General features: G+C 35.6%; 15 protein-coding genes. 10 read left to right on the top strand and 5 right to left on the bottom strand.

Annotation, left to right across the window (positions count from 1 at the left end):
- Positions 1-110: 110 nt before the first annotated feature.
- From AC4BC5_RS03110 to AC4BC5_RS03100, 3 genes are all read left to right on the top strand, one after another.
- Positions 111-1595, top strand: coding sequence for a nicotinate phosphoribosyltransferase (locus tag AC4BC5_RS03110; protein WP_490496716.1), 1485 nt, complete (start codon positions 111-113; stop codon positions 1593-1595).
- On the top strand, positions 1592-2416 hold the full coding sequence (gene nadE, locus AC4BC5_RS03105) for an NAD(+) synthase (RefSeq protein WP_490496715.1): 825 nt from the start codon (positions 1592-1594) through the stop codon (positions 2414-2416). The genes AC4BC5_RS03110 and nadE overlap by 4 nt, the downstream gene beginning before the upstream one ends.
- Before the next feature lie 200 nt (positions 2417-2616).
- The gene (locus tag AC4BC5_RS03100) at positions 2617-4416 is read left to right on the top strand and encodes an LTA synthase family protein (RefSeq protein WP_490496714.1); all 1800 of its coding nucleotides are present in this window, start codon (positions 2617-2619) and stop codon (positions 4414-4416) included.
- 201 nt (positions 4417-4617) lie between these two features.
- On the opposite strand, the gene AC4BC5_RS03095 is transcribed toward AC4BC5_RS03100, so the two are convergent.
- Together AC4BC5_RS03095 and nrdI are read right to left on the bottom strand one after the other, a co-directional pair.
- Positions 4618-5445 (bottom strand): LysR family transcriptional regulator, encoded by an 828-nt coding sequence (locus AC4BC5_RS03095; protein ID WP_490496713.1) that lies wholly within the window; start codon positions 5443-5445, stop codon positions 4618-4620.
- Between the two features lie 32 nt (positions 5446-5477).
- The gene (nrdI, locus tag AC4BC5_RS03090; protein ID WP_490496712.1) at positions 5478-5936 is read right to left on the bottom strand and encodes a class Ib ribonucleoside-diphosphate reductase assembly flavoprotein NrdI; all 459 of its coding nucleotides are present in this window, start codon (positions 5934-5936) and stop codon (positions 5478-5480) included.
- 86 nt (positions 5937-6022) lie between these two features.
- Between nrdI and AC4BC5_RS03085 the strand changes: the two genes are divergently transcribed.
- Entirely contained in the window at positions 6023-6583 is a 561-nt protein-coding gene (locus tag AC4BC5_RS03085) for a GNAT family N-acetyltransferase (protein WP_490496711.1), read from the top strand.
- A 40-nt stretch (positions 6584-6623) separates the two neighbouring features.
- Here AC4BC5_RS03085 and AC4BC5_RS03080 read toward each other — a convergent pair whose 3' ends face one another.
- Both AC4BC5_RS03080 and AC4BC5_RS03075 read right to left on the bottom strand, forming a co-directional pair.
- Positions 6624-7142: an LURP-one-related/scramblase family protein gene (locus AC4BC5_RS03080; protein WP_490496710.1), complete on the bottom strand. Its 519-nt coding sequence runs from the start codon at positions 7140-7142 to the stop codon at positions 6624-6626.
- Positions 7143-7177: 35 nt separating this feature from the next.
- Positions 7178-8047, bottom strand: coding sequence for a Cof-type HAD-IIB family hydrolase (locus tag AC4BC5_RS03075; protein WP_490496709.1), 870 nt, complete (start codon positions 8045-8047; stop codon positions 7178-7180).
- 140 nt (positions 8048-8187) lie between these two features.
- Here AC4BC5_RS03075 and AC4BC5_RS03070 point away from each other — a divergent pair, with 140 nt between their 5' ends.
- The 4 genes from AC4BC5_RS03070 (at position 8188) to AC4BC5_RS03055 (ending at position 11089) form a co-directional block, all read left to right on the top strand.
- Positions 8188-8868, top strand: coding sequence for a uracil-DNA glycosylase (locus AC4BC5_RS03070; protein ID WP_490496708.1), 681 nt, complete (start codon positions 8188-8190; stop codon positions 8866-8868).
- Between the two features lie 152 nt (positions 8869-9020).
- Positions 9021-10001, top strand: coding sequence for a phosphate acetyltransferase (pta, locus tag AC4BC5_RS03065; protein ID WP_490496707.1), 981 nt, complete (start codon positions 9021-9023; stop codon positions 9999-10001).
- A gap of 102 nt (positions 10002-10103) precedes the next feature.
- Positions 10104-10571, top strand: a complete 468-nt coding sequence (gene tsaE / locus AC4BC5_RS03060) for a tRNA (adenosine(37)-N6)-threonylcarbamoyltransferase complex ATPase subunit type 1 TsaE (RefSeq protein ID WP_490496706.1) — start codon at positions 10104-10106, stop codon at positions 10569-10571.
- Positions 10568-11089: a GNAT family N-acetyltransferase gene (locus tag AC4BC5_RS03055; RefSeq protein WP_490496705.1), complete on the top strand. Its 522-nt coding sequence runs from the start codon at positions 10568-10570 to the stop codon at positions 11087-11089. Before tsaE ends, AC4BC5_RS03055 begins: the two co-directional genes overlap by 4 nt.
- A gap of 96 nt (positions 11090-11185) precedes the next feature.
- On the opposite strand, the gene AC4BC5_RS03050 is transcribed toward AC4BC5_RS03055, so the two are convergent.
- On the bottom strand, positions 11186-11719 hold the full coding sequence (locus AC4BC5_RS03050; protein WP_490496704.1) for a 3'-5' exonuclease: 534 nt from the start codon (positions 11717-11719) through the stop codon (positions 11186-11188).
- A 149-nt stretch (positions 11720-11868) separates the two neighbouring features.
- On the opposite strand from AC4BC5_RS03050, the gene AC4BC5_RS03045 reads away from it, so the two are divergent.
- Both AC4BC5_RS03045 and murB read left to right on the top strand, forming a co-directional pair.
- Positions 11869-12783 carry a Gfo/Idh/MocA family protein gene (locus AC4BC5_RS03045; RefSeq protein ID WP_490496703.1) on the top strand — a complete coding sequence of 305 codons (915 nt, stop codon included), beginning with the start codon at positions 11869-11871 and terminating at the stop codon, positions 12781-12783.
- 62 nt (positions 12784-12845) lie between these two features.
- The gene (gene murB, locus AC4BC5_RS03040) at positions 12846-13748 is read left to right on the top strand and encodes a UDP-N-acetylmuramate dehydrogenase (RefSeq protein ID WP_490496702.1); all 903 of its coding nucleotides are present in this window, start codon (positions 12846-12848) and stop codon (positions 13746-13748) included.
- Position 13749: the final 1 nt, after the last annotated feature.

Raw genomic sequence — 13749 nt, 5'->3', positions numbered from 1 at the left:
AAATTAAAGTGATAGTGAAAAAAACTATCGCTTTTTTTGTGCTTAAGTCGGTATTTTTAGTTTTTTTTGTTATAATAATAAATAGAAATTGACAAGGGAGTTACTAGCGTATGCAAAAAACATATACAGATGACAGTTTGACTTTACACACAGATTTATATCAAATTAATATGATGCAAACTTATTGGGAGTTAGGTCGTGCCGATTTACATGCGATTTTTGAATGTTATTTTAGAGAAATGCCTTTTAAACATGGATATGCCATTTTTGCAGGTTTGGAACGTCTGGTAAACTATTTAGAGAATTTAACATTTACAGAGACTGACTTGGCTTATCTACGTGAAGTGGGTGGTTATTCTGAAGACTTTTTAGCGTATCTAAAAGATTTTGAATTTAGTTGTACTGTTCGCTCAGTGAGAGAGGGCGATCTGGTCTTCAATAATGAACCGTTAATTCAAGTCGAAGGACCTTTAGCACAAGCACAATTAATTGAAACAGCGTTATTGAATATGGTGAATTTCCAAACATTGATTGCGACGAAAGCTGCTCGAATTAAATCAGTGATTGGTGATGATCCTTTATTAGAATTTGGTTCTCGCCGTGCTCAAGAACTGGATGCAGCTATTTGGGGAACACGCGCAGCCTTCATTGGAGGAGCAGATGCGACGAGTAATGTTCGCGCAGGGAAAATTTTTGGTATTCCAGCAAGTGGAACACACGCGCATTCATTGGTTCAGTCTTATGGCAATGATTACGACGCATTTATGGCATATGCAAAAACACATAAAGATTGTGTCTTTTTAGTAGATACGTATGATACGTTGAAATCTGGCGTTCCAAATGCCATTCGTGTAGCAAAAGAGATGGGTGATAAAATCAATTTCTTAGGCGTCCGTATTGATAGTGGAGATATGGCTTATATTTCGAAAAAGGTTCGTGAGCAACTAGATGAAGCGGGTTTCACTGAAGCTAAAGTTTATGCCTCAAATGATCTCGATGAAAGCACCATTTTAAGTTTAAAAATGCAGAAAGCAAAAATTGATGTCTGGGGTGTAGGAACGAAATTAATTACAGCCTATGACCAACCAGCTTTGGGTGCTGTTTATAAATTGGTAGCCATCGAAAATGAAGCAGGTATCTTAGAAGATACGATTAAATTATCTAGCAATGCGGAAAAAGTTTCCACACCAAGTAAAAAGCAAGTCTGGCGTATTACACGTAAGCTTGATGGCAAATCAGAAGGTGATTATGTTACATTATGGAATGAAAAGCCAACTGAACAAGAGAGTATTTTTATGTTCCATCCCGTTCATACGTATATTAACAAAACAGTTACAGACTTTGAAGCACGTCCTTTGTTACAAGATATCTTTGTGGAGGGTAAATTGATTTATGAATTACCTGATTTGGAGCATATTAAAGCTTATTCTCATCAATGTTTAGATGCGTTATGGGACGAATATAAACGAGACTTAAATCCACAACCATATCCTGTTGATTTATCACAAGAATGTTGGAATCACAAAATGGCGATTATGGAGAAAGTTCGTAAGCAAGTTCAAGTATTTAATGAGCAAGGAGGAGTAAATTTATGAGTTTACAAGAAGAAATTATTCAAGAACTAGGGGTAAAACCAGAAATTGATGCTTATGAAGAGATTCGTCGAAGTATTGATTTTTTAAAAGCGTATTTATTGAAACATCCTTTTTTAAAAACGTTTGTCTTAGGAATTAGTGGAGGACAAGACTCGACTTTAACAGGGCGTTTAGCACAGTTAACGATGGAAGAAATGCGTCAAGAAACAAATGATTCAGATTATCATTTTATTGCTGTACGTTTGCCTTATGGAGAACAGGCAGATGAAGAAGATGCTAAAAAAGCGATGATGTTTATTAATCCAGATAGTCAATTAGCGGTGAATATTAAACCGGCTGTCGATGCACAAGTGGCATCTTTGGAAGCAGTAGGCGTGACTATTTCTGATTTCAATAAGGGAAATATCAAAGCAAGACAACGCATGATTACACAATATGCTATCGCTGGCGAATTTTCAGGTGCGGTACTGGGAACAGATCATGCGGCTGAAAATGTTACGGGATTCTTTACTAAATTTGGTGATGGAGGCGCAGATATTTTGCCGCTTTTCCGTTTGAATAAACGTCAAGGTCGTCAATTATTAGCTGAACTTGAAGCACCTGAAGAATTGTATTCAAAAACACCTACTGCTGATTTAGAAGATGGGAAACCATTAATTGCTGATGAAGTAGCACTAGGGATTACGTATGCTGAAATAGATGACTACCTAGAAGGAAAAACTATTTCTCCAGAAGCTCAAGCAACACTGGAAAACTGGTGGCGTAAAGGTCAACATAAACGTCATTTACCAATTACCATTTTAGATGATTTTTGGAAATAAAAGATAAGTTAGATGAAGACTAAGCTATCCGAACTATCGAGAGATTGCTCTTAAAGTCTATATAGGCCTTAAGAGACCACCTTAATTAGTGGTTCTTTCATGATAGTTCGGATGTTTTTTTATTTCTTTGCTTCATATTCTTTCATTTACAACCGCAAAAAAGAAGCTTAAAATAAGACACTGATGAAGGGGGTTTTTCATTGAAAATAAATTCTAAAATTAAATATAGTATTGTAGTTATTGTAAGTATTGTAGGAATCATTCTTAGCAATCTCTATTTACAGTGGTGTCAAAATAATTTATCTACTGACTTAGCATTAAAATTTGCCTTTTCTTGGCATACAGAAAAATTTCTTTTAGGTAGTTTAGTGCTAGGAATTTTTTATATCTTTTTAATTAGTTTGGCAGGTTCGTGGATTGCCGGTACCACCTTTTATAGTGTCGTCGTTTTATTAATCGGTTACGCGACCTATCTTAAAATGAGTTACCGTCAAGAACCTATTTATCCAGACGATTTAAAAATGGTAACACAATTTGACCTATTAAAAGAGATGATTGGTACAGGACCATTTGTTGTAGCGATTCTAATTATCATTGGGGCGCTTGGAATTTTTGGTTGGCAGTTGTATCGTAGTTTTTATTTAACTAAAAAGCGTCAAATTATGCGGGTATCTTTTTTGCTAATCAGTTTGGCAGGATTAGCTTACGTAAGTCATTTTAATGATGAAGAAAATTTATTACGTAAGGCATACAATCGTACGGCGCTATGGATTCCTTATTCACAACAAATGAACTATTATAATACAGGTTTCATGGGTGGTTTTTTATTTAATTTACGGGTAGAAGCGATGGAAAAACCTCAAAATTATTCTGAAAAAACAATCGATGAAATTACAGAAAAATACCAGCTTAATAAAAAGCAAGAAGTAGAAGAGCCGAATATCATTTACATTATGAGTGAAAGCTTTTCTGATCCAAGTCATTTAAAGGGTTTAGAAGTGACTGGAGATCCATTGAAAGAATATTATGGACGAGCTAATCAAACATACAGTGGGAAAATGTTGTCGCAAAACTATGGTGGAGGAACAGCTAATATTGAATTTGAAGCGTTGACTAGTTTTTCGATGGAATTGTTTAATTCTCAAATGACAACACCTTACACACTATTAGTCCCCAAAATGGATCAATTACCTTCTTTAGTTTCTTTAACTGCGCAACGCGGATATCAAACAACCGCAATTCATCCATATGATACATCCATGTATAAACGAAAAGATGTCTATGATATTTTAGGTTTTAATCAATTTCTAGATCAAGATACGATGAAACATACGGACAAAATTGAACAAAATCCATATATTTCTGACCAAGCAGCTTATGCTGAAATCATGGATATTTTAGAAGATAATCAACAACCACAGTTTGTCCACTTAGTGACAATGCAAACACACATGCCTTATGGTGGCAAATATGATACCTTACATTATTCAGCTGAGGGCAATGGAAATAAGAGTAGTCTAGACAATTATTTACAAGATATTGCTTATAGCAGTCAAGCATTGAGTGATTTTATTAATCAAGTAGAGCAATTGCCACGACGGACGTTAATTGTTTTTTGGGGGGATCATTTACCAGGAATTTATTCTGATGAAATTCAAGCAGAGAACGAACAAATTACTTTGCATGAAACAGAATTTCTGATGTGGGATTCACAAAATAAGTGGCAATTTGAACCCAATCAAGTGATCAGTCCATTTTACTTTGCACCTAATTTATTTGAACGCAGTGGGTTACAACTTTCACCATTTTATTCCATGTTATTAAAATTAGAAAATGAGTTACCTGCCTTTGAAAAAGGGATGTATCTGCAAAAAGGTCAATGGCAATCAGAATTGGCTTTAGATCAACAAGTGCAAGAAATTTATACGGATTATCAGTTGATTCAATACGATATTGTCCAAGGAAAACAATATAGCCTGGACAAACAATTTTTTGAATGAATGTTTTGTTTCACGAAGATAAAATGCTGGGGAAATGTGAAAGCGGAACAAGTATGATGAATAATAGGTTTACTGGATTTTTTAGAGTATACTTTTTGTGAAACGTAAAAAATATGAAACAATTAACTTGTAAATATGTGGATAACAAAGAAGTCATCGCAAAAACGATGACTTCTTTTAGTTAGCTGTAAGTGAGGGGGGTTAATTAGGATTAGACTTTTTGATTTGTTCTTGGATAAAAGTTGAAACAGCTGCTAATTCTTCAGAGACCACTTTTTGTCTGGTTAGAAAATAAAGACTGCGCTGATTGCCAACTTCCAACGAACACCACGGAATAGATTGATCGAGTGCCAGTTTAGAAATAATGGTTTTACCCACGCCATTTTTTAGTAAAGATAACGTCATTTCATGATTATTTGTCCGGATGACATGTGGAACTAGATTACGTATTTTTAAATAGTTCTCATTAATCTCTCCTAGTGGGGAATCTGATTCTGGTAACAGCCAATAATTGGAAGTTAAATCACCAGCTAAAACTAATTCATCTTCTGCAATTAAATGCCGGTCAATTTGACTACTACGTTCAGGAGTCTCTATTAAACCAAAATCAACTTTTGACTTTTCTAAGTCGTGAATAATTTTCTCGCTAGGCATAATAGGAAAACTAAAATCAATCATCGGAAATTCTTTTATCAAAATAGGAACTAGCTTCGGAATAAGATACGCACCGCAAGTTTGCGAACTAGCAAAAATACATTTCTCACGAAAATTCTTTTGTGTATTGACGTGATGAGTGGCATCTTCCCATTCTTCGATGATTTTTAAGAAACGTGGATACAAAAAATCGGCTTCTTTTGTAGGAATAATTTCTTGTTTCCCATTACGAATAAAAAGTGACACATTTAAATGGTCTTCCAATTTTTTGATTTGCGCAGAAACAGTTGGTTGAGACAGAAAGAGACTGTCTGCTGTGCGCGTAAAATTATGTGTCTCATATACCGATAAAAATGTTCTTAATACTTGAAACAAATAATCACCTCATTCAATTTTCATTGCTTGTTTTATTGACCTGCGTTCTGCCATACTGTAACTAATTTACCATAAATGGCTTCAATTTCTGAACTATTTCCGCGAAGTTCAAAATCTGCTAGTAGAGGCGTGTTAAATTGCTCGCTGTATTGTTTGGCGGTTAAACAGTATTGGTAACCAAAATTTTTATTTCCACTACCGATAATCCCTAAACAAAAATCTGCGTTATTTCCGAAAGCAATATATTCACGTAAGGTTTCAGTTAAGATTTCTTGATCGCCATTGTCCACGCCATTTCCACCTTCTAAATAAGTAGGAACGATGGCAAAGAACGGTTCATTCAAGACTTCATCTAAACTGTTGTCGTGAATTTCTTTTGATTGTATAATAGGGAAATCAGGGTTTTCTGCGTGTTTTTGTTCAGATAGGGTTTGTATACGTGTTACAAAAGAACGCGTATTACCTGAAATTGAGATATATAGGATATTCATTGTGTATTCCTCCTATGGAACAGTATAACAAAAAATAAGAAATTCAGCAGACTAAAACCTATACAAATGAAAAGAAGGTAGAATAAATGATTCGATTTGCAACAGCAGAAGACGGTGTAGCTATTGCTAAACTAGTTCTTGTTATTTTAAAAGATATGGAATTACCATTCGTCCATGAAGTAGGTGAAGCAAAAACAATTGAAATCTTGACTGAAGCAGTTAAAGATCCGACATATCGCTATGGTTACAAGCGAGGATTGGTTAAAGAAGTGAATGGTGAAATTGCTGGGATTGCTTTTGGTTATCCAGCTGAAGAAGAGACTATTGTAGATGATGCTTTAGCTCGTGTTTTAAAAGAAATGGGGATGATTGATCGTCCACTATTTCTCGATCCAGAAACATTTCCAAATGAGTGGTATTTAGATACGATTTGTGTGGATGAAGCTTTTCGTGGCAGAGGCATTGGTTCTGAATTATTGGATGCGTTAGACAAAATTGTGAAAAGAGAAGAGAAATCAGTGATTGGTCTTTGTGTTGACCAAGCCAATCCCAATGCCCAACGTTTATATGAACGAAAAGGCTTTGAAGTAGTGGGAGAACAAATGATTAGCGGTCATAAATACAATCATATGCAAAAAACAATTTAGTTGAAAATAGCAGGTAGAATTAGCTCTACCTGCTATTTTTTTAATCAAAAGTGTTCGCAAATTTGAGTTTATATTCGAGTGATTCTTTGGTTTTACGATTATAAAGCCAATAATCTAACACTGCTGCAATACAAATACATTTTGGAGCATTTGCATCATTCGCAACATTTAATACATAAAAATCACCTGTGAGCAAACTTGCTTTATACATGCGCATGATTTCTTCTTTAAAATGATGAATTTGGTAGTGATGGTTGTAAATATCACCATGAACTTGCCAATGTAGTTGTTGAACATAGTAGAAGTCCCCAGGCCAATTAAAAATTTTTTGCATTGTTCCAACCTTTTGGAAATCCTCATAGATTTCAAAACGTTTACCAAATGTAAAGCTGACTTGCTTAATACTAGCAACCAAAGTTCCGTTCATGCGATAAAGCGATAAAGCGTCTCCTTTAGTTCCCCAACGACCAACGAGTAAATAAAGAGAGTGTCCTGTTTCATCTTTAATAACAGTTCTAGTCACGGCACTCAATTGTTCTTGAATAAAAAACTCAGACACGACCACTCACCTCCGTTTAGTCGAAGCGTTATGGTTTACAATTCTTCATCAATGGCACGACGAATGGCTTTACCTACACCTGATTGAACATTTGTCTCAGTTATGTATTTGGCGTATTCCTTTAACTCTGATAAGGCATTTCCCATTGCAAAGCTAACACCAGCAGCCTGAATCATGCTTACATCGTTTAAATTATCTCCAATGGTCATTACTTCTTCTATATCAATATTTCTATCTAATGCTACATGGCTGACAGCAATTCCTTTTTGGGCAGCGCGGTGATTAATTTCGATATTATTTTCACCAGAGGAAGTCACAAAAAGTTCATCGTAGGCATTGAGTTTTTTAGCAGCAGGCCCTAAATAAGCTGCACCTTCTTTATGGAAGCAAATGACTTTTAATACGGTAATTTCATCTTGAACAATCAAGTCATGAATACTATCAATAAAATGAATTGGTAAAAATTCAAGACGAGCAACTGTCATAGCAATGGCCATCTTATGTGTTAAATGTGGCATTGTTTCTGCGATATGTGCTGCAAAATTTTCAATGCGTTGTTCTTTGCTTTCAGAATAAGTGCCTTTATTAGTTGAAACTTCATAATAGATTTGATGCTCATCTAAAATAGCTAAAATAGCTTGTGTTGTTTCTAAATCAATAGGTGCGCTAAAGACTATATTTCCATCTTGGTCAAATACTTGTGCCCCATTTAAAGTAATCATCGCACAGTCAATGCCAGCTTCTTCTAGCGCAGGTAGCGCTTCAGAACGATTTCGACCAGTAGCGACCATAAATTCAACACCTTTTGCCTGTGCGTATTGAATCGCTTCTATATTTTCTTGGGAAATTCGCATTTCTGCGTCTAATAATGTACCATCCATATCTGAAGCAATTAATTTAATCATATAAGCAACCCTTTCTTCTCCTGTAATTCTCTTTTAGTTTACCACAAAAAATAGAAATTTTCTTGAAGGTGACGTGAATTTTGGAACTTGTTGTTTCCAATAGATTGCGCTATTCTAGAAGAAATAAGGGGGGAGTGTATATGAAAACAATTATTCATAATAGTTGGCAAAGTATTTTGGAAGAGGAATTTCAAAAGCCTTATTATTTAGAATTACGTGAATTTTTAAAACAAGAATACCAAACACAACGTATTTTTCCAGATATGTATCATATTTTTGAAGCATTAGAAAAAACACCTTACGAAGAAGTTAAAGTAGTTATTTTAGGCCAAGACCCTTATCATGGGGTAAATCAAGCACATGGTCTATCTTTTTCAGTTCAACCAGGAGTGAAAATCCCACCATCTCTAAAAAATATTTATAAAGAATTAGAAGCGGATTTAGGTGTTTCTCCGGTTAATCATGGTTATCTTACATCTTGGGCAAAACAAGGTGTGTTATTGTTAAATACGGTCTTAACAGTTCGTGAAGGACAAGCTTACTCTCATCGCGGAAAAGGATGGGAGCAACTAACAGATGTAATTATTCAAAAACTAAATGAACGAAAACAACCTATTGTTTTTATTTTATGGGGAAAGCCAGCGCAACAGAAAATGTCAATGATTGATACACACAGACATGTTGTCATTCGTTCTGTTCATCCAAGTCCCCTTTCTGCTCACCGTGGTTTTTTTGGTTCAAAGCCATTTTCAAAAACCAATAATGCTTTAATTGCCTTAGGAGAAACACCAATTAATTGGCAACTTCCAGAAAGAGTATAACAGAAGGAAGAGTAAATTGTAGCAGAAAGAAAAAATGGTGTATAAAAGTCAATTAGATACTCTTTTTGATATTAATACAGACAAAAAAACTGTTCTTTTTTTTATAGATGGTGTATGATGGGAATGTATAAAAAAACTGGAGGTTATTATCCATGGAATTATTTGATAGTTTAAAATTTAAAATCGTTCGTCGTGGCATCCGGATCGCTTTCCCAGAAGCTTCTGATACACGTATTTTAGGTGCTGTTGCTCGTTTGAAAGGGGAAGAATTAATCGAACCTGTTTTAATTGGTAAACAGCATGAAATTGAAAAAGCTGCAGAAACTCGTGGAATCAATATTGCGAACATGACAATTTATGATCCAGATAACTGTGGTCGTTGGGATCAAATCGTTGACGCATTTGTTGAACGTCGTAATGGCAAAGTGACAAGAGAGCAAGCTGAAGTGTTGTTAAAAGACGAAAACTACTTCGGTACAATGCTTACTTACATGGGTATCACAGACGGTTTAGTATCTGGTGCGATTCATTCAACTGGCGATACTGTTCGTCCTGCTTTACAAATTATTAAAACAAAACCTGGAATTAGCCGTACAAGTGGCGCATTTTTAATGATGCGTGGAAATGAACAAGAAAAATATATTTTCTCTGATTGTGCCATTAATGTAGCACCATCTCCACAAGAATTAGCTGAAATTGCAGTTGCTTCTGCACATACAGCAGAAATGTTTGACATTGAACCTCGTGTAGCAATGTTAAGCTTCTCTACAAAAGGTTCAGCAAAAGCACCTCAAGCAGATGCAACTATTGAAGCAACTAAACTTGCAAAAGAGTTAGCTCCTGAATTAGCAATTGATGGTGAATTACAATTTGACGCAGCGTACATTCAATCAGTAGCTCAACTAAAAGCACCTGAATCAGATGTAGCAGGTAAAGCCTCTGTCTTTGTATTCCCAGATTTACAAGCAGGTAACATTGGTTACAAGATTGCTCAACGTTTTGGTAACTTTGAAGCAATTGGACCAATCTTACAAGGTTTGAACAAACCAGTTTCTGATTTATCTCGTGGCTGTAACGAAGAAGATGTCTATAAACTATCAATTATTACAGCAGCCCAATCTTTAATGGCTTAATCGCATTTCTAAGAGTCGTCGTTTTAACGACGGCTCTTTTTGCTATTTCAGCCAAAAAAAGCTATACTAATCGAGAATTTAAAGGAAATGGAGTAGAGCGGTATGATTGTTTTGAAGAACGTCAAACAAACAGCAACATTTGCTCAAATTATTGGTGAAGTAGCCCAACCAAGTGATAACTTAGTCTTAACAGGCGATTTGGGTGCTGGAAAGACGACTTTAACAAAGGGCATTGCGAAAGGGCTAGGAATTGAGCAAATGATTAAAAGCCCAACGTATACGATTATTCGTGAGTATGAAGCTGGTCGGTTGCCTTTATACCATATGGATGTTTATCGGGTAGAGCATGGTGCAGACGATTTAGGTCTGGATGAATATTTCGAAGGAGACGGCTTGTCTGTTATTGAGTGGGGGAACCTTTTGGACGAAGCTTTACCAGTGGATTATTTAGAATTGATTCTCGAAAAAGATTCACAAGATGAACAGAAACGGATAGTTACGTTGACCTCATCTGGGAAACAAGGAGAGGATTTTAAACAACGCATCCTTGAAAAGTGGGAACAGCTATGAGTGAAACAATTGATCTAACCATTCGAGAAGCACGCACTGAAGATGCAGCCAACATTCTCGCAATGATGGACCAAGTTAGTCGAGAAACAGAATATTTGGTTATGGATGAAGGACTAAAGTTAACACCTGACCTTTTAGGACATCACATTGAAGCAATTTATGAAAGTCCTAATAATTTGTTGTTATTAGCATATAATGGTATACAGCTCATCGGCACAGCTTCTGTTCGGGCGAGTGAAGAAAAACGAATTGCTCATATTGGTGAAGTGGGGATTTCAGTTTTAAAAAGCTATTGGGGAATTGGTCTAGGCAGTGTGTTATTAGAGGAAATCATAGTTTGGGCTCAAGAATCTGGAAGTATTCGTCGTTTAGAACTAACTGTCCAAACTCAAAATAAACGAGCTATTCATCTATATAAAAAATTTGGGTTTCAACTAGAGGCGACAATGGAACGAGGAGCTATGAGTGATGAAGGGAACTTCTTAGATGTTTTATTGATGAGTGTAATGATTGATTAACGACCGAATAGTTAAAAAAAACAACACCAAGCTGTAGTGACCTCCAAAAGTTAGTTTTTTGGTCTAACTTCTGAGGTTTGCGCTTGATGTTGCTTTTTATTTCATCGTTACTAATTTTTTTAATGGCTCCACACCAAACATTTTTTCTTGATGCAATAAAATATTGGCACATGCACGACTATCTTCTAACGCATCGTGGTGGTTATTCAATGGAATATCTAAGAATTCACACATCGTATTTAACTTATGGTTAGTCATTTTAGGGTATAGTTTGCGACTGGTTTTGACTGTACATAAAGAGAGATAATGGGGCTGATTTAATCCATAATAATCTAGGCAACCAGCTAAAACTCCGGTATCAAAACCGGCATTATGTGCAACGATTAAACTGTTCTCTTGATAATATTGTTCAATTTGCTGCCAAACTTCAGGAAATTTTGGTGCGCGAATAACATCTGCTGGTCGAATGCCGTGGATTTGTATATTACGCCAAAAAAATTCAGTTTCTGGTTGAATCAAGGAGTAATATTCACCAACTATTTGACTATCACGCACCATAACTAATGCTAAGGAACAGGCGCTATGACGCTGATAATTAGCTGTTTCAAAGTCCATTGCGATAAAATTCATTTTTTTCACCTCTTACAAATCAACGATTAATTCAACAGGACAATGATTACTTTTAAGAAATAATTTTCCTGAGAATTGTTTTTCCTTCCTGTATTTTAAACAAAAAAAGTGTAAGATAAAAGCAAGAACAACTATAAAGGAGAACTAATATGAAGATTGGTGTTATCGGCTTAGGAGGAATCGCTCAAAAAGCGTATTTACCAACATATATTAAATTACAAAATCAAGCAACATTCTTTTTTGCTACCCGCAATCCAAAAGTGCAACAGGAATTAAAAGAAATGTATCAGTTGCAACATATGAGAACTAGTTTACACGAGTTGTTAGAAGAAAATGTTGAAGCTTGTTTCATTCATACTGCGACACACAGTCACTATGCTTTAGTTAAAGAATGTCTAGAAAATGATATTCATGTCTTTATTGATAAACCTTTGAGTGAAAACTTGACAGAAGTGAGTGAACTACAAGCATTAGCAAAGCAACGAAATAAGCTGCTTATGGTAGGTTTCAATCGCAGATTTGCGCCAATGGTTGAAAAGTTAAAAGCCATACCGGATAAGCGAACTATTTTTTTACAAAAGAATATGGTTCATTCAGTGCAACCAACAGCGTTTGAAATTTTTGATGTCTTTTTACACTTGGTAGATACGGCTGTCTATTTATTAGATGAACCTATTGTTACTATGAATAGTCGTATTCGTGATACACCTGCTGGTATGGAGACAGCCTTTTTACAGTTAGAAACTGAAAATACTACAGCAATGTTATCAATGGATTTAAAAAGTGGTGCTAGTCGCGAGCAATATCAAGTAACTTCATCACAAGGAACTGCTGTAGTTGATAATTTGATAACGTTACAAACTTTTAACCAAAATCAACAAACTACACAGACTTTTGGTGATTGGGAGGTAACCTTGCAAAAACGAGGTTTTGAACAGATGGTTAAAGAGTTTGTAGCTGCTGTTCAAACAAAAGAAACCGCTAAATTACGTCAGGAAAATATTTTTATTAGCCATGAATTATGTGCGAAAATGTTAAAACAACATGAAGAACGGTCCAACTAGTAGTCAGTTTGTGAAGAACATGTTAAAATGGACAAGACGTTGAGAAGAAGGAGCGTTTGTCAGTGAAAAAGGAAGAAATTATTAAACAATTCCCTGAGATGGCTTTGCTAATGGATGAGCCATTGATGAATTATACATTTACACAAACCGGTGGACCAGCAGATATTTTAGCTTTTCCGAAAAATAGATTAGAAGTAGAACAGTTAGTCAATTATTGTCGTGAATTGGATATTCCTTGGTTAGTTTTAGGGAATGCCAGTAATTTAATCGTACGTGACGGTGGGATCCGTGGTGTAGTAATTATGTTATTGGAGATGAACCAAATTCAAGTGAATGGGACAGTCATTGAAGTAGAAGCGGGAGCCCGTTTAATTGATACTAGTTATGCTGCATTAGATGCTACATTAACTGGTTTAGAGTTTGCCTGTGGTATTCCAGGTAGTATCGGTGGCGCTGTCTTTATGAATGCTGGTGCTTATGGTGGTGAAATTAAGGATGTCTTTACTTCATGTGATGTTTTGCTTCCAGATGGATCTATTCGTACGCTAACAAGAGACGACATGCAGTTTAGTTATCGTCATAGTATCATTCAAGAAATGGAAGGCATTGTCTTGAGCACTCGTTTTACTTTAGAAAAAGGGGAACAATTATCCATTAAGACACAAATGGAAGAATTAACCTATTTAAGAGAATCCAAGCAACCATTAGAATATCCGTCATGTGGAAGTGTTTTTAAACGACCAGAAGGACATTTTACTGGAAAATTAATCCAAGATGCAGGGATGCAAGGTCTTGTTTTTGGCGGTGCTCAAATTTCTGAAAAACATGCTGGTTTTATTGTAAATATTAATCATGCAACCGCAACAGATTACGTAGAATTGATTGCGCATATTCAAACAGTCATTAAAGAAAAATTTGATGTATCTTTAGAAACAGAAGTACGTATTATCGGTGAAAAAAAATAAC

It is taken from the genome of Enterococcus sp. AMC2644 (genome assembly GCF_058216475.1).
This window is presented reverse-complemented; position numbering and strand designations above follow the sequence as displayed.